This window comes from Bacillus sp. ATD (genome assembly GCF_050585765.1).
GTDB lineage: Bacteria > Bacillota > Bacilli > Bacillales > Bacillaceae > Bacillus > Bacillus stercoris.
In genome coordinates this window covers 117,286-133,262 of the sequence record NZ_JBOBQH010000005.1, presented here as the reverse complement: position 1 = coordinate 133,262, position 15,977 = coordinate 117,286, and the positions used below count along the sequence as shown (strand labels likewise).

16 protein-coding genes and 1 riboswitch are annotated in these 15,977 nt (G+C 44.9%); of the genes, 13 read left to right on the top strand and 3 right to left on the bottom strand.

What is annotated here, in order from left to right:
* Positions 1–19 precede the first annotated feature (19 nt).
* From dctP to ACQXR1_RS13685, 7 genes are all read left to right on the top strand, one after another.
* The gene (dctP, locus tag ACQXR1_RS13715; protein WP_014475862.1) at positions 20–1,285 is read left to right on the top strand and encodes a C4-dicarboxylate transporter DctP; all 1,266 of its coding nucleotides are present in this window, start codon (positions 20–22) and stop codon (positions 1,283–1,285) included.
* 147 nt (positions 1,286–1,432) lie between these two features.
* Positions 1,433–2,485 (top strand): AI-2E family transporter, encoded by a 1,053-nt coding sequence (locus ACQXR1_RS13710; RefSeq protein ID WP_069839910.1) that lies wholly within the window; start codon positions 1,433–1,435, stop codon positions 2,483–2,485.
* Positions 2,486–2,533: 48 nt separating this feature from the next.
* Positions 2,534–2,664: riboswitch (cyclic di-AMP (ydaO/yuaA leader) on the top strand.
* 72 nt (positions 2,665–2,736) lie between these two features.
* Positions 2,737–3,975: a dicarboxylate/amino acid:cation symporter gene (locus ACQXR1_RS13705; protein WP_103031589.1), complete on the top strand. Its 1,239-nt coding sequence runs from the start codon at positions 2,737–2,739 to the stop codon at positions 3,973–3,975.
* A gap of 90 nt (positions 3,976–4,065) precedes the next feature.
* Complete coding sequence (locus tag ACQXR1_RS13700) at positions 4,066–4,992, top strand: ABC transporter ATP-binding protein (protein ID WP_430772319.1); 927 nt, start codon at positions 4,066–4,068, stop codon at positions 4,990–4,992.
* Positions 4,985–5,752, top strand: coding sequence for an ABC transporter permease (locus tag ACQXR1_RS13695; protein ID WP_069839911.1), 768 nt, complete (start codon positions 4,985–4,987; stop codon positions 5,750–5,752). Before ACQXR1_RS13700 ends, ACQXR1_RS13695 begins: the two co-directional genes overlap by 8 nt.
* Positions 5,753–5,846: 94 nt before the next feature.
* Positions 5,847–6,182: a hypothetical protein gene (locus tag ACQXR1_RS13690; RefSeq protein WP_003225151.1), complete on the top strand. Its 336-nt coding sequence runs from the start codon at positions 5,847–5,849 to the stop codon at positions 6,180–6,182.
* A 129-nt stretch (positions 6,183–6,311) separates the two neighbouring features.
* Positions 6,312–7,457, top strand: a complete 1,146-nt coding sequence (locus ACQXR1_RS13685) for an acyl-CoA dehydrogenase family protein (RefSeq protein WP_430772318.1) — start codon at positions 6,312–6,314, stop codon at positions 7,455–7,457.
* A gap of 24 nt (positions 7,458–7,481) precedes the next feature.
* Here the strand turns inward: ACQXR1_RS13685 and fbpB are convergent, their stop codons facing one another.
* Together fbpB and ACQXR1_RS13675 are read right to left on the bottom strand one after the other, a co-directional pair.
* Entirely contained in the window at positions 7,482–7,661 is a 180-nt protein-coding gene (gene fbpB / locus ACQXR1_RS13680) for a Fur-regulated basic protein FbpB (protein WP_080478162.1), read from the bottom strand.
* Positions 7,615–7,779: a Fur-regulated basic protein FbpA gene (locus ACQXR1_RS13675; RefSeq protein WP_003225157.1), complete on the bottom strand. Its 165-nt coding sequence runs from the start codon at positions 7,777–7,779 to the stop codon at positions 7,615–7,617. Before ACQXR1_RS13675 ends, fbpB begins: the two co-directional genes overlap by 47 nt.
* Positions 7,780–8,025: 246 nt before the next feature.
* Here ACQXR1_RS13675 and ACQXR1_RS13670 point away from each other — a divergent pair, with 246 nt between their 5' ends.
* A complete protein-coding gene (locus ACQXR1_RS13670) occupies positions 8,026–8,898 on the top strand; it encodes a cation diffusion facilitator family transporter (RefSeq protein WP_069839914.1) in 873 nt (290 codons plus the stop codon).
* Between the two features lie 14 nt (positions 8,899–8,912).
* On the opposite strand, the gene ACQXR1_RS13665 is transcribed toward ACQXR1_RS13670, so the two are convergent.
* A complete protein-coding gene (locus tag ACQXR1_RS13665; RefSeq protein WP_003234326.1) occupies positions 8,913–9,233 on the bottom strand; it encodes a thioredoxin family protein in 321 nt (106 codons plus the stop codon).
* 153 nt (positions 9,234–9,386) lie between these two features.
* Here ACQXR1_RS13665 and ACQXR1_RS13660 point away from each other — a divergent pair, with 153 nt between their 5' ends.
* The 5 genes from ACQXR1_RS13660 (at position 9,387) to ACQXR1_RS13640 (ending at position 15,928) form a co-directional block, all read left to right on the top strand.
* Positions 9,387–10,472: a D-alanine--D-alanine ligase gene (locus ACQXR1_RS13660; protein WP_069839915.1), complete on the top strand. Its 1,086-nt coding sequence runs from the start codon at positions 9,387–9,389 to the stop codon at positions 10,470–10,472.
* Positions 10,473–10,543: 71 nt separating this feature from the next.
* A complete protein-coding gene (locus tag ACQXR1_RS13655) occupies positions 10,544–11,917 on the top strand; it encodes a UDP-N-acetylmuramoyl-tripeptide--D-alanyl-D-alanine ligase (protein ID WP_430772317.1) in 1,374 nt (457 codons plus the stop codon).
* A gap of 403 nt (positions 11,918–12,320) precedes the next feature.
* Positions 12,321–13,805: a degradosome RNA helicase CshA gene (cshA, locus tag ACQXR1_RS13650; RefSeq protein ID WP_040084118.1), complete on the top strand. Its 1,485-nt coding sequence runs from the start codon at positions 12,321–12,323 to the stop codon at positions 13,803–13,805.
* 172 nt (positions 13,806–13,977) lie between these two features.
* A complete protein-coding gene (locus tag ACQXR1_RS13645; RefSeq protein WP_014662848.1) occupies positions 13,978–14,457 on the top strand; it encodes a PH domain-containing protein in 480 nt (159 codons plus the stop codon).
* The gene (locus ACQXR1_RS13640; protein WP_095432091.1) at positions 14,447–15,928 is read left to right on the top strand and encodes a PH domain-containing protein; all 1,482 of its coding nucleotides are present in this window, start codon (positions 14,447–14,449) and stop codon (positions 15,926–15,928) included. The genes ACQXR1_RS13645 and ACQXR1_RS13640 overlap by 11 nt, the downstream gene beginning before the upstream one ends.
* The last annotated feature ends 49 nt before the right edge of the window (positions 15,929–15,977 follow it).

The window sequence follows — 15,977 nt, the reverse complement described above, 5'->3', positions numbered from 1 at the left end:
GGACAGGGGGATGAAGGATATGAAACTGTTTAAAAATTTAACAGTTCAGGTCATAACCGCGGTCATCATTGGGGTCATTGTCGGGCTGGTCTGGCCGGATGTCGGCAAAGAAATGAAACCGCTTGGCGATACATTTATCAACGCTGTTAAAATGGTGATCGCACCAATCATTTTCTTCACAATCGTTCTCGGGATTGCAAAAATGGGCGATATGAAGAAGGTTGGAAAAGTAGGGGGAAAAGCGTTTATCTATTTCGAGGTTGTCACCACCCTCGCACTCATTATCGGTTTATTTGTCGTCAACATCATGAAGCCGGGTGCGGGTCTTGATTACAGCAAGCTTGAAAAGGGAGATGTATCACAATACACGCAAAATGGCGGTCAGGGAATCGACTGGATTGAATTTGTGACACATATTGTTCCGTCCAACATGGTTGATGCCTTCGCAAAAGGGGACATTTTGCAGGTCTTATTTTTTTCTATTCTTTTCGGAGTCGGTCTTGCGGCATTAGGTGAAAAAGGGAAAAGCGTCATTGATTTCTTCGACAAGGTTTCTCACGTCTTTTTCAAAATTATCGGCTACATTATGCGAGCTGCGCCAATCGGGGCATTTGGGGCGATGGCGTATACGATCGGGCACTTCGGGCTCGATTCCATCAAACCGCTGGCAAGCTTAATGATGTCTGTTTATATTACGATGTTCCTGTTCGTATTTGTTGCTTTAAATATCATCTGCAAGCTTTACGGATTCAGCCTGTGGAATTACCTGCGCTTCATTAAAGATGAGCTTCTGATCGTGCTTGGCACAAGCTCTTCCGAATCGGTGCTTCCGCGTATGATGGATAAAATGGAGCGCTACGGCTGTTCCAAATCCGTTGTCGGGCTTGTGATTCCGACGGGCTATTCATTTAACCTCGACGGCACATCCATTTATTTATCAATGGCGACGGTCTTTTTGGCACAGGTGTTTGGAGTAGACCTCAGCATCGGCCAGCAAATTACGATTATCCTCGTGCTGATGCTGACATCGAAGGGAGCGGCAGGTGTGACGGGAAGCGGATTTATCGTCCTTGCCTCAACGCTGTCAGCGCTTCAGGTCATTCCGCTGGAGGGCCTTGCACTCCTGCTTGGTGTCGACCGTTTCATGAGTGAAGGAAGAGCCATTGTGAACCTGATCGGAAACGGAATCGCCACGATCATTGTTGCAAAAAGCGAAAATGAATTTGATGAAGCAAAAAGCGTAGAGGCTGTTGAAGGCATGAAAAAAATGAAAACAGCAGTTTGAAAAAAGAACGGCCCATTCATGGGCCGTTTTTTTAATTGTTTAAGAATTATTAAGGTAAGGACAGAGACCTCAGCATTTTTTTGTTATATAATTTACAAATGGATACTATATTGAATGAAGGACGTTTGTCCTAACAGGAGTGTATAAATGGCCGCTTTAGTTAAATTTTTTCAGCACCCGGGAGTAAGACGTTTCTCCATCTTTGTCGTGTTAACTGGTGTGTTATATCTATTTAAGAGCATGATCAACTTAATATTGCTTACCTTCATTTTCACGTTTTTAATGGATCGTTTGGAGCTTGTCGTGCGGCAGTTTGTAAGCCAGTTCTTCTGCGTAAGCCAGCGGGTTGTCATTACGTTTCTTTACATGCTGCTGGCTGTGCTGCTTACAGTCGGGGGTTTTGTGTTTTATCCGGTCGTCGCGGCGCAGATCCAGCAGCTGGTTAAGCAGATTAAACATATTGCGTATCACCCTGACAGCATCCCTTTCTTTGATGAGATCACCAGTGTTTTCGGAGATATCAACATCAGTTCATATGTCAAAGAGGGCTTCAATGTAGTGTATACGTATCTGGCCGATATCAGCACATTCGGTTTGCAGGTCGTGATGGCGCTTATCCTCAGCATGTTTTTCTTATTTGAGAAAAAACGCCTTTCTGAATTCATGGCGAAATTTAAAACGAGCAAACTGAGGGTCTTTTATGAGGAAATTGCTTTTTTCGGAAGCAAATTTGCCAGAACGTTCGGCAAGGTGCTTGAGGCACAATTTATCATTGCGCTCGTCAATTGTATTCTGACGTTTATCGCGCTTTGGATTATGCACTTCCCGCAGCTGTTTGGGCTGTCTATTATGGTGTTCTTCCTTGGATTGATCCCTGTGGCAGGCGTCGTCATTTCCTTGATTCCGCTCAGCATTATCGCCTACAGCACTGGCGGCGGAATGTATGTGCTTTACATTGTGCTTGTCATATTCGCCATTCATGCGATCGAAACCTATTTCTTAAATCCAAAGCTGATGTCTGCGAAAACAGAGCTGCCAATCTTTTTCACCTTCACAGTACTCATTTTCTCTGAACATTTTTTCGGCATTTGGGGCTTAATTATCGGGATTCCGATCTTTGTATTTCTCCTTGATATTCTTGATGTCACCAACAAGGAGGATCGACCTAAAAGATCCAGAGAAAAAAGTAACAAAAAATAGTTTACAAAATTGGATCTTTTCTGTATAAATAAAATAGATCATATAATAGTAAGCCACACGCTTAATCCTATAACAAGGAGTGGGGGACCCGATCTTTTGGGGTTAATTTTTCATCTGAAAAACGGACATCTCTTCGTCCGAACCCGTCAGCTAACCTCATCAGCGTGAAGAGAGAGTCCTGTGGTTTGATTGTATAGCCAAAGCCCGCGGGAGTCTCTCGCGGGCTTTTTTCAAAAGAGGGAGGAATGCGGATGAAGCTGGCTACAAAGATTATCATTGCATTGGTGCTGGGTGCTGTGACGGGGATTATTCTTAACGTAACATCACCTGAATTATTTGAAAATTTAAATAAGTTTGTATTTGGTCCTCTAGGCACCATCTTTTTAAACCTCATTAAAATGCTTGTCGTTCCGATTGTCTTTTTCTCACTGACGCTGGGAGTAGCCGGGCTGGGCGATCCTAAGAAGCTTGGCAGAATCGGTGTGAAAGCCATTTCTTATTTTCTCATCACGACTGCAGTCGCGATTACGATTGCCATCATTTTAGCTCTTGTCATCAAACCGGGAGAGTTCGGAACGTATGATACTTCATCTGCCGAATTCACTGCTGAAAAAGCCCCAAGCATTGCAGACACTCTGTTAAACATTATTCCGACCAACCCTGTTCAAGCGATGACGGAAGGAAATATGCTGCAAATTATTGCTTTTGCCATTTTTGTCGGACTTGGAATTACAATGCTCGGAAAAAAAGCGGATATGCTTCTCAAAGTCGTTGAACAAGGAAATGAATTGATGATGTACTTGGTGAATCTTGTCATGAAGTTCGCTCCGTATGGTACATTCGGTCTGATTGCGACAGCTATCGGAAGCCAAGGATTCAGTGCAATGAAAGCGATGGGATTGTACATGGTTGTGGTAACCGTTGCATTGCTGATACATGCAATCGTTACCTACGGATCTACAGTAGCGCTTCTAGCCAGAAGAAATCCGATCACGTTCTTTAAAGATTTCTCAGAGGTTATGGTTGTGGCGTTCAGTACCTCCAGCAGCAATGCGACACTCCCGGTATCTATGGATGTGGCTCAGAAAAAATTAAAAGTGCCTGAGCCAATCAGCAGCTTCGTCCAGCCGCTCGGTGCGACAATTAATATGGACGGAACAGCCATCATGCAAGGGGTGGCCACTGTCTTCATCGCGCAGGTGTTCGGGCATGATCTGACATTTACGCAGCTGCTGATGGTAATACTGACGGCTGTGCTGGCAAGTGTCGGAACCGCTGGTGTTCCGGGGGTCGGTTTGATTATGCTAGCCATGGTGCTTCAATCTGTCGGCCTGCCTGTCGAGGGAATCGGATTGATTCTTGGAATTGACCGCTTGCTTGATATGCTCCGTACAGTGGTGAACACAACAGGTGACGCGGCCTGCGCTGTCATCATTACAGAAACCGAAAAGAATAAGCAGACTGAGCAAGCGCCGACTCTATCGGTTTAACCAAACATTTGGAAGCAACAAATGCTATAATACAAACAGTGCCTAATTTTGGGCACTGTTTATTTTTGGTTGAAAAAGGAGGAAGGCTTTATGGCTGAGCCGATTTTACATATTGAAGGCCTCGATAAAAAGATTGGGTCTAAAGCGATTTTAAAACAGATCAGCATGGACGTCATGGAGGGTGAAATCATCGGTCTGCTCGGTCCGAATGGTTCCGGAAAAACAACACTTATCCGTATCATCGTCGGGCTGCTAAAACAAAACAGCGGAAGCGTGACAATCAGCGGATTCCAGCATGATACAGAGTTTGAAAAAGCGATGGAAGCGGTTGGAGCGATCGTCGAGAACCCTGAGTTCTATCCGTACCTGACAGGCTGGGAAAACCTCAAGCACTTTGCGAATATGCACAGGGAAATAACGGATGAACGGCTTGATGAAGTGGTGGAACGTGTCGGGCTGACGTCAGCCATTCATGATAAAGTGAAAACCTATTCTCTTGGAATGCGGCAGCGTCTGGGAATAGCTCAGGCAATTCTTCACCGGCCGAAGCTTCTCATTCTAGATGAACCGACAAACGGCCTCGATCCTGCGGGGATGAAGGATTTTCGCGATCATATTAAGGAGCTCGCAGAAGTGGAAGGAACAGCAGTCCTGTTCGCCACTCATTTATTGCGCGAGGTTGAAGATCTGTGCGACCGTGTCATCATCATTCAAAAGGGTGAGATCAAAGCAGAAGTCAGCTTACAAGGAACTGATCAAACCACAGAAAAAGCGATTATAGAAGTGCAGCCGCAAGAAAAAGCACTCAATTGGCTGACAGGCAATCAATATCAAGCTGAGCGCCAAGCTGGGAAGATTGTAGTTGAGGTAGCAAAAGAAAACATTCCGGAGCTGAACCGATCACTTGTCGGACAAGGTCTGAATGTATTCTCCATTACGCCTTACACGCAATCACTGGAAGACGAATTTATAAAAGCGACGACTGCTCATCAAGAGGAGGGAGAAGAGCTTGTCTAAATTAATTTGGAATGAACATATGAAACTTTTTAATCGGAAGGTCACTTTGGTTTCTCTGATCCTGATGGCTGTCTTCCAATTCTTCATGGCATTGATCATTAAACGGATTGTCGTCAGTGCCGGGACAGATGAAAACTTCATCGGCTATTTATCGTATACACCGAGCCTGAACATTTTGCTGCAGGCCTTAACGATCGTGATTGCAGCGACAATTATTTCGATGGAATTTGATAAAAAGACGATCAAATTTCTGCTCATTCGGCCGGTTAAACGCCAAAAGGTTTTTTGGTCAAAATTAATCACAGTCGTAATGGTCAGCTTTTATTTGTATGTGGCATACTACATTTTGGCTTTATTATTCGGTCTCGTGTTTTTTGGCACATCCGTGACCTCGGAATCACAGACATTGCTGGTCAACACCTTGGCGCTGATCGGGTCAAACTGGCTTGAAGCCGTGATGATGGGATTATTCGGCCTGCTTTGTTCTTCGCTGTTCCGAAATAGCGCGGTAGCAGTTGTTGTTTCCTTTGTCGTTTTATACGGAGCGAGTACACTTGTTCAGCTCATGAAGTTGTTTGAAAACAAGTGGGGAAGCTTTTTGCTTTTTGCGAACACTGACTTTACACAATACAGAAGCGGAGAGACAGCGTTGTTTTCAGGCATGACGCCATTGTTTTCAATTGGGATTCTCATCATACACGCGATATTCTTCATCGTCGTTGGCTGGTGGTGCTTCTGTAAACGGGATGTTCGGGTCTAAAGGCAAGGAATGACATTTTTGTGAAAAAGCTCACGTAAATCAATATCATTTGATATTTTGGTTTATACTAAAGGTACTGACGGAGGTGTCTCGATTGAGGAACTTTATTACCGCTTTACCGATCGTATTGCTGCTTGGATTCTCATTTGTGTCATTCATGTTTCAGTTTGAACATCTTGTTTATTTCAGGCTCGCGCTAGGGTTGTTTTCTCTCGTGGGGCTGTACATGATATATAAAATGAAGACGGGCATTCGCTATTTTATCATCTATCTGTATGCCAGCTGGATTGTGTTGGCTGCAGTGACCGCTTTTGAAGAGCCGATTTTCTCAAGCTTTTTCTTTGGCGGCCTGGTGATGACAATGGGTTACCTGACATATATGCTGATTTATCTCGGCATGAAACAAGACCGGGATGCAAATCCTGTGTAATCGCGCTGTTCCCTAGGGGAACGGCGTGTTTTTCTATACTGGACAAAAAGATTAACAGTTGCGGAAAAATGGCAGGAAATCTATAATACATATTAAATTTATCGGAATTAAAACTTAGGGGGCTGCCGGATGTCATTATTTATACAAAACGATCAACAGCGGCAATGGATGGAGAAAATCGGACGGATTGCGGATGAATTTCAGCAAACAGCTGCTGAAGATGACGAACAAGGACGTTTTCCTGTGGGGAAAATACAAAAACTGCGTGATGCTGGCTATACGGCATTAACATTGCCAGCTTCTCATGGCGGAGGGGGCATTTCTGTTTACGAAATGCTCTTGTTTCAAGAACGGCTTGCACGGGGAGATGCTCCTGCGGCTCTTAGCATCGGCTGGCATTTGAGCGTAATCGGGGAGCTTGGAGAAGGAAACAGCTGGGATGAAGACGTATTTGCATTTGTTGCCAAGGAAGTCCAAAACGGAGCCGTCATTAACAGGGCGGCGACTGAAGCGAAAACCGGAAGCCCGACGAGAGGAGGGCGTCCGGGTACAAATGCCGTCAAAAAGGATGGCAAATGGGCAGTGAATGGAAGAAAAACCTTTACGACGATGTCACAAGCACTGGATTATTTTTTAGTAACCGCATGGATTGAAGACAAACAAACAACAGGCGTGTTTCTCATTCATAAAGATGATCCCGGTTTGTCGATTGAAGAAACGTGGGATATGATGGCGATGCGGGCGACAGGGAGCCATGATCTTGTACTGAACGAAGTCATGCTTGAAGAGAATAAGCTAGTTGAATTGCTTCAAGGGCCTCGTGGAGCTAAGCCGAATGGCTGGCTGCTTCACATTCCGGCGATTTATCTTGGTGTGGCACAAGCTGCGCGTGACTATGCAGTGCAATTTGCCTCTGAGTATTCTCCAAACAGTTTGAAGGGACCGATCAAGAATGTCCCGGCCGTACAGCAAAGGACAGGTGAAATGGAGCTTGAACTGCTTAATGCCAGACACTTTCTTTTCCATATCGCTCAATTATATGACGATCCGGAACGGCGTCCATACTTGACAAGCGAGCTCGGTGCAGCGAAACATATCGTCACAAACGCTGCGTTGTCTGTTGTTGATAAAGCGATGAGAATTGTCGGAGCCAAAAGCCTTGAACGAACCAACCCGCTTCAGCGCTATTACCGTGATGTGCGTGCCGGTCTCCATAACCCGCCGATGGATGACGCCGTGATACACACCCTGGCAGCAGAAGCGTTTGAGTCATAAAAAAAAGAGCCTTTTCGGCTCTTTTTATGTATTGTTTTGCTCTTGCAGATTTTTTTGATGCTTGCGGTCGATCCTGTCATAAATAACATTCATCAGCTTTGGATTGCCCATAATCGCCTCTTTGTTTTCCTGGATCAGCTGTTGGTAAGTTTTTATTTTACGCTTCGGCATGCTCCGGCGCCCTCCTGACATGTTTGTATTCACTTTCTAACTCCGTCAGCGACAATTCATACAGATGACGCTTTGACTTTTTGTATATACCATTCTGTATTAACAGATGAATGAGCTGTTTTTTTCTGATTTCTGCAGACTGAGGTGTCATTGTGTCACCAACCTCCAATCAAACGATAGTGATAATCATTATCAATTAACTTCAGTATACAATGCCCGCAATAGCCTGTAAAGGTGAAAACAGTCCTATTCTTTGCCAATTTACAAACATTCAACAAATCGACAAAAAGTTTCCCGGGCAATATTTGCTGTCGAAATGTCCCGCTTCATTGAACGCAGTTCTGCTATTTTTCATGTTTTGAACCATACTATGTAATAGAATGGAGGCTGGTATACAATGGAGCGGACAGAAAATCTGAAAAAGGGAGAAAAAGGGGCGCTCCTCAATATTTTTGCATATGTCATCCTTGCTGTTGTGAAGCTAGTCATTGGGATTCTATATCATTCTGAAGCGCTGAGAGCAGACGGGTTAAATAATGGAACAGATATTGTTGCGTCCTTAGCGGTGTTCATAGGATTGCGGATTTCCCAAAGGCCGGCTGACAGCGATCATCCATACGGCCATTATCGGGCTGAAACAATTTCGTCTCTTATTGCGTCTTTTATTATGATGGCAGTCGGCATTGAAGTGTTAATCGGCGGAGGAAAAGCGATTGCGGGAGGCACAACGGAAACGCCCAATCTTATCGCGGCATGGACGGCGTTAGGCAGTGCTGTGTTTATGTATGGCATCTATTTATATAACAAAAGGCTGGCAGCGTCCATTAAAAGCTCTGCCCTGATGGCAGCGGCAAAGGACAGCAGGTCAGACGCTTTTGTAAGTGCCGGCGCGTTTATCGGTGTTTTTTCGTCCCAGCTGCAGCTGCCGTGGATTGATCCGGTAACGGCTTTTATCATCGGCATCATCATTTGCAAAACGGCGTGGGATATCTTTAAAGACGCTTCACATTCTTTAACAGACGGCTTCCATTTAAAAGATCTTGAGCCTTACAGACAAACCGTCGCGAGGATCGGAAATGTGCATCGCTTAAAGGATGTGAAAGCGAGGTATTTAGGCAGCACAGTTCATATCGAAATGGTCATTACGGTTGATCCGAAGCTTACAGTAGAAGAAGGTCATGGAGTGGCTGATGAAGTAGAAGACAAAATAAAACATGAACACGATGTCACTCATGTTCATGTTCATGTAGAGCCCGACGACATAAAATAAGGCTGTTTAACGAATTAGCTTATATGTTCAGATAAAAATTCAGTCACTTCTTCAGGCGTTTTGGCATTGGCGCTGTGAAGGTGAGCTGTTTTTTCACCGTTTTTGAAGATAAGCAGGCTGGGAATGCCCATCACTTGGTATTTTTCAGCCAGGTCAGGAAGCTCGTCCTTATTCAGCTCATACCAGTCGTTTTGATTATATTCTTCCAAAATATCGCCGATGAACATATTCATGCGTGTGCAGTCTGGGCACCAATCAGCATAAAACTTTACAATGATTTCTTTATCAGATTGAATCAGTTCATTAAATTGTTCGTTCGTTGTGATTTTTTTCATATGTCACATCTCCTTTTCAATGCCATTTTAATATAAAATAAAAAGGAATTACATACAAATGCATTCAACATCAGCATGCCCAAAAATAATTAGATCATTTTCTTGTGAAAGTGATAAGATAGTAAAGATGAATTGTAGTGGGGGGAGTATCCATTGAAAACAAGTCTAGGATTAGTGTACGGAGGAAAGTCGGCAGAACATAATGTTTCCCTGCAGACAGCTCTGGCTGTAATCAAAGCGCTAAATACTGAGAAGTTTGATATACATCCGATTTATATAACAGAAAAAGGCGAATGGGTAAGAGGCGCCCGTTTAACTGAGCCTGTTTCAAACGTGAAAATGCTTCAATTTGAGCAAGGAGGCAGTGCTTTTTCTCCAGCTGCCCTGAACCAGGAGATGTTTCCGCAGGAAGCGTCACAGCAAAATGAAGCAATCGACGTCGTATTCCCGCTCCTCCACGGACCGAACGGAGAAGACGGTACGATCCAAGGGATGCTAGAGCTCTTGAACATTCCTTATGTCGGCAACGGAGTGCTTGCTTCCTCAGCTGGCATGGATAAAGTCGTTATGAAACATTTATTCGCGCAGGCCGGCCTTGCTCAAGCTAAATACGCAGCTTTCCTTAAGAAGGAATGGACTCATTCTCCGGAAGAATGCTGTGAGCAGGTTGAACAGCAATTAGGCTACCCTTGCTTCGTAAAACCGGCAAACCTTGGTTCAAGTGTCGGAATCAGCAAATGCCGAAACCGTGAAGAACTGCAAAAAGCGTTTGAGCTTGCTTTCCAATATGACCGCAAAGTCGTCGTCGAAGAAGGCATCAACGGCCGCGAGATCGAAATCGGCGTTCTTGGAAATGACGATCCTAAATGCTCTGTTGTGGGAGAAATCGCACCGAAGACGGATTTCTACGATTACAAAGCGAAATATGAGGATGGAGATACTGATCTGATGATTCCGGCGATTGTCACCGAAGAGGAATACGCAACAATCAGTGATATGGCGATCAAAGCGTTTAAAGCGATCGATGGCTCAGGACTCGTCAGAGCGGACTTTTTCCTGACAGCTGACGGCGAAGTTCTGATCAATGAAGTCAACACAATGCCTGGCTTTACGCCTTTCAGTATGTTCCCGCTGCTCTGGAAAGAAGCCGGAGTGGAATACGCTGACCTGATTGAACAGCTTGTGGAGCTTGCAAAAGAACGCCACGCTGAAAAACAATTGATCAAGCATACATTCTAATGAAGAAGGACACTGCCGGTAAAAGGGCAGTGTTTTTTCCCGTATATACAAAAGAAAGAGAGGGACCTCACTTGATTAAGCGAACAGTAAAAAACATTGCTGAAATGGTCAATGGCACATTGACAAATCCGAAATATGAACAAACAGTCATTCATGGAGTGGCAACCGATACAAGAAAACTGGAACAACATCAGCTTTTCATTCCGCTGAAAGGGGAACGTTTTGACGGCCACACTTTTGTGGAAAAGGCTTTTGAAGCCGGTGTAGCGGCCGTTCTTTGGGATCGGTCAGAACCAAATCCGCCTGAGAATCACGCCGTCATTTTAGTGGATGATACCCTTATCGCACTTCAGCAGCTTGCAAAAGCCTATTTGCAGGAGCTTGGCACGCGTGTCATCGGAGTAACCGGAAGCAACGGCAAAACGACAACGAAAGATATGATTCACGCCGTCCTGGGAACCCGGTACCATGTCCACAAAACAGGAGGAAACTTCAATAATCACATCGGTTTGCCGCTGACGGTTTTAGCGATGCCTGAAAATACGGAGATCGCCGTATTGGAGATGGGAATGAGCGCCAAAGGAGAAATTGACCTCTTGAGCCGCCTGGCAAACCCGGATGCGGCAGTGATTACGAATATCGGCGAATCGCATATGCAAGACCTTGGCTCTAGAGAGGGTATCGCGGAGGCGAAGCTTGAAATCATTAACGGGCTTAAAGAAGATGGAGTGCTGATTTATATCGGGGACGAACCGCTCCTTCAAAATGCATACAGCTGCCGGACGAAAACGTACGGAACGGGAGCGCATAATGATTATCAGCTTCAGGATGTCAGCCAGAGTGAGGAAGGCACCCATTTTACAATCAAAGGGATGGAAACATCGTTTTTTATTCCGATACTCGGCAAGCACAATGTGATGAACGCCATGGCTGCAATTGCTGCTGGGGCTTATTTTGGCATCACGCCTGAGGATGCGGCGACAGGACTGAGCGGCCTAAGGGTAACCGGCATGAGACTTGAACTCATTAAAACAGACAGCGGCCTTTCGATAATCAATGACGCTTATAATGCGAGTCCGACCTCCATGAAAGCTGCGATTCAATTGACAGAAAGTCTTGAAGGCTATGGCAAAAAAATGCTCGTGCTCGGCGATATGCTTGAACTCGGCGATCTTGAAGAAACGTTCCATCAAGAGTGCGGCGCTGTGATCAGCCCTGAAAAAATTGACCGCGTTTTTACGTACGGAAAACTGGGAGCTTTTATCGCGGAAGGCGCACTGAAACACTTTGAGAAAGACCGTGTCAGCCACTACACTGAGAAAAAAGATCTCCTCCAAGCTGTGAAGGAAAACGCATCAAAAGGCGATTTGATTTTATTCAAAGCGTCCAGAGGTATGAAGCTTGAAGAAATCGTTAAAGATTTAATAGAGAGCCCGCTTTCTTAAGAAAATAATTTGCGGAAAAAATCATATTACATCATAAAATCATACGATGTGCAAACACTAATGTATGCCGGCCGGAAATTATGTATATCTGGCCGGCTGCGGCTATGATACAATATATATATAGGTTATTTCGCGATACGAACATATTCGTCCGGCCTTCTCATCCGCTGACCCAAAGTTCTCCGCCGGACAAATGGGAGCGGATGGAGCAGCAGCCGGCATATTCGAGAAGCCGATCTGCTTCTCATCTTATTGAAAAACAAGTAGTGTAATGGTAAGATAAAACTTAAAGTAATTCGGGCTTTGTATACGGATGGATCCTGTCCCTTTTGTTTAAAGGGCAGTTTTATAAGTGGTAAATCACGACATTACTGAAACAGCAATTAGAAGGAGTTTGAATAATTTGACTATAACGTTTCAAGATTTTAATTTAAGTTCTGATCTCATGAAAGCAATTAATCGTATGGGATTTGAAGAAGCAACACCGATTCAGGCACAAACAATACCGCTCGGACTTTCAAATAAAGACGTCATTGGACAAGCGCAAACAGGTACAGGTAAAACAGCTGCGTTTGGTATACCCCTTGTTGAAAAAATTAACCCCGAGTCTCCTAATATTCAAGCAATCGTTATCGCGCCAACCCGTGAATTAGCCATTCAAGTATCTGAAGAATTATATAAAATCGGACAAGATAAACGTGCGAAGGTTCTTCCTATTTACGGCGGACAGGATATTGGACGACAAATCCGGGCGTTAAAGAAGAATCCGAATATTATTGTCGGAACACCTGGCCGTCTTCTTGACCACATCAACCGCCGCACAATTCGTTTAAACAATGTAAATACTGTTGTAATGGATGAAGCGGATGAAATGCTGAACATGGGATTCATTGACGACATTGAATCTATCCTTTCAAACGTGCCGAGCGAGCATCAGACACTTCTGTTCTCTGCTACGATGCCTGCACCGATCAAACGTATTGCAGAGCGCTTTATGACTGAGCCGGAACACGTAAAAGTGAAAGCGAAAGAAATGACGGTTTCTAACATTCAGCAGTTCTATTTGGAAGTGCAAGAACGCAAAAAATTCGATACACTGACTCGCCTTCTTGACATTCAGTCTCCTGAGCTTGCGATCGTATTCGGACGTACAAAACGCCGTGTCGATGAGCTGGCTGAAGCTCTGAACCTTCGCGGATATGCAGCTGAAGGAATTCACGGTGACTTAACGCAGGCGAAACGTATGGTTGCGCTTCGTAAATTCAAAGAAGGCGCAATCGAAGTTCTTGTCGCAACTGATGTTGCCGCTCGCGGACTTGATATTTCAGGCGTAACACACGTGTACAACTTTGACGTGCCTCAAGATCCTGAAAGCTACGTTCACCGTATCGGAAGAACGGGCCGTGCAGGAAAAACAGGTATGGCAATGACGTTTATTACACCGCGTGAGAAAAGCATGCTTCGCGCAATTGAACAAACAACAAAACGCAAAATGGACCGCATGAAGGAGCCTACACTTGATGAAGCGTTAGAAGGCCAGCAGCAGGTTACGGTTGAACGTCTTCGTACGGCAATCAGCGAAAACAACCTGAACTTCTACATGACAGCGGCAGCTGAGCTGCTTGAAGATCATGATGCAGTGACTGTGGTTGCAGCGGCTATCAAAATGTCTACAAAAGAGCCGGACAATACACCGGTTCGCTTAACAGACGAAGCGCCGATGGTCAGCAAACGCTACAAAAACCAGCGCTCTTCTAAACGCAGAGACGGCCAAGGCGGCGGCTACCGCGGCGGAAAAGGGAAAAGCAACAACCGTTCTTCCTACGACAAAAAGCGTTCAAACGATCGCCGTTCGTCAGGTGACAGACGCCAGAAAAAATCTTACTAATTTGATCGATTCAGAGCCCAAAACATCATGTTTTGGGCTTTTTTATATTCACGATTTGTGATTCAGCAAACTTTCAGCTGACGGAAGCCATTTTTCTATGTATGCTTAAGAATGAAACCTTTCCGTACAAGAGACGTATAAGTAGCGACGAAAAAAAGGGAGGTAGGTATTTTTGAGAGAGCAGCCAAAAAACCAAATCAGTCCAGACGGATTAAAGGTTTGGCGACTTCAAGAGATCATCATATCCGCTGTTTGCTTGCTTATCGTCATAGCAGTTGCAGTGTTAAGCTATTATTTTCATTGGCCGTACTGGATCAGCGGCGTGCTCGGCGCAGTTTGGCTGCTGGGATCGATTGTGACGGTCTTTCTCATTCCGAAGGTCCGCCATAAGGTGTGGCGATATGAAGTCCATGAACATGAAATAGATATTCAGTCAGGTATTTTTGTGGTGACACGTGTGATTGTCCCGATGGTCAGGGTTCAGCACGTTGATACGTCGCAAGGGCCATTATTGAAAAAATACAATCTGGCAACAGTGAAAATTTCCACGGCTGCGACCGTTCATTCGATCCCCGCTTTAGAGATGGAGGAAGCGGACCGGCTGAGAGACTCCATTTCCCGTCTGGCAAGGGTGACTGACGATGATGTCTGAACCGAAACGCCTGCACCCGGCAGCAGTCATTTTGAATTTATGCCATACCATTATTCAAACAATAAAAAATATCATTCTGCCATTCTTTTTTGTGTATATCGTCAATTCAAACCATACTGTCCGTTTTTACGGAGCCATTGCGCTCGGTGTGCTGTTCATCTGGCTAGTAGCGGCAAGCATCATCAAATGGAGAAGGTTTACCTATCGAATTGAAGATGATGAATTTAGAATCGAAGAAGGCTTATTTGTGACGAAAAAGCGATACATATCGATTGATCGGATTCAAACGATGAATACGAGCGCGGGCCTTGTCCAGCAAATCTTTAAGCTTGTGAAGCTGCAAATTGAAACAGCGGGCGGAGGCAAGGAGGCAGAAGCCGTTCTTTCTGCTATTTCTGTGGAAGAGGCTGAACGCATCAAAGAAGCTGTCTTTAAGAAAAAAGCGCAAAGACGAGAAAATGAACTTGGTGATGAACAGCTTGAAGCTGAGGAGGAGTTAGATCCTGCCGTTGAGGTGCAAGAGCACTATCGCATGAACGCGAAAGAATTGCTCATGGCCGCTTCTACCTCTGGCGGAATCGGAGTCATTATCTCGGCTGTATTTGCGCTTATTTCCCAGCTCGATGAAGTATTGCCGATGGATTGGTTATTCGATAAATTTTCCTTTCTTCAGCACGCCAGCATCGGTATTTACGCGGTACTCATTTTTATCGGTTTATTTATCGCCTGGATTTTCAGCATTGCGGGCATGATGTTTAGATACGCGAACTTTCAAATCATAAAAAAAGAGCAGGAACTGGTGATTTCAAGAGGAATTATTGAAAAACATCAAGTCACGATTCCGTTGCGAAAAATTCAAGCCATTAAAATAAAAGAAAACATCATCCGGCAGCTTTTCGGCTTTGTAACGGTGTCCATCGTCAGTGCGGGCGGCGGCGACCGGGAAAAAGAAGAAGGTGCGTTGACCATTCTCTTTCCAATGATTCATAAAAAAAAGCTTCCGCACATGCTTCGAACATTTACGCCGGAATACACGCTGGAAGAAAACTGCCGCCGCCTGCCGCGGCGCGCGTTGAAACGCTATTTGTTCCGTTCTGTCATTTTTTCGCTCTTTTTGATCATTCCGTTATGTATTTTCTTTCAGCCCTGGGGCTATCTGTCGGTCATCCTGCTGCCGATTGAATTGTTTTTCGGCTATCTCGCGTATAAAGACGCTGCGTGGACAATCAACGGGAACCGTCTGCAGCTGACGTCTAGATTTATAGGCAGAACAACCGCCATTGTACTCAAAAAACGAATGCAGGTTTGCAAGTTCAGCCAATCCTATTTCCAAAAGAAAGGCCGCCTGTATACCATTTCTACTTCAGTGAAATCATCGAGCCACATGGAAGAATTAACGGTGAGGGATGTAGGTGAAGAGGATGCAGCCTTCATTTTAAACTGGTACTCATATGAAAAAGCGGACGGTTAATACCGCCGCTCCAGCGTGTCGGCAACCCCTCGCATTCGTTGTCAGGACT

What these genes read in the sequence shown, in the direction of transcription:
- ACQXR1_RS13705 (WP_103031589.1), top strand. Translation starts at nt 2,737, where the DNA reads ATGAAGCTGGCTACAAAGATTATCATTGCATTGGTGCTGGGTGCTGTG.
- ACQXR1_RS13640 (WP_095432091.1), top strand. Translation starts at nt 14,447, where the DNA reads ATGATGTCTGAACCGAAACGCCTGCACCCGGCAGCAGTCATTTTGAAT.
- ACQXR1_RS13700 (WP_430772319.1), top strand. Translation starts at nt 4,066, where the DNA reads ATGGCTGAGCCGATTTTACATATTGAAGGCCTCGATAAAAAGATTGGG.
- ACQXR1_RS13665 (WP_003234326.1), bottom strand. Translation starts at nt 9,233, where the DNA reads ATGAAAAAAATCACAACGAACGAACAATTTAATGAACTGATTCAATCT.
- ACQXR1_RS13685 (WP_430772318.1), top strand. Translation starts at nt 6,312, where the DNA reads ATGTCATTATTTATACAAAACGATCAACAGCGGCAATGGATGGAGAAA.
- ACQXR1_RS13710 (WP_069839910.1), top strand. Translation starts at nt 1,433, where the DNA reads ATGGCCGCTTTAGTTAAATTTTTTCAGCACCCGGGAGTAAGACGTTTC.
- dctP (WP_014475862.1), top strand. Translation starts at nt 20, where the DNA reads ATGAAACTGTTTAAAAATTTAACAGTTCAGGTCATAACCGCGGTCATC.
- ACQXR1_RS13675 (WP_003225157.1), bottom strand. Translation starts at nt 7,779, where the DNA reads ATGACACCTCAGTCTGCAGAAATCAGAAAAAAACAGCTCATTCATCTG.
- ACQXR1_RS13670 (WP_069839914.1), top strand. Translation starts at nt 8,026, where the DNA reads ATGGAGCGGACAGAAAATCTGAAAAAGGGAGAAAAAGGGGCGCTCCTC.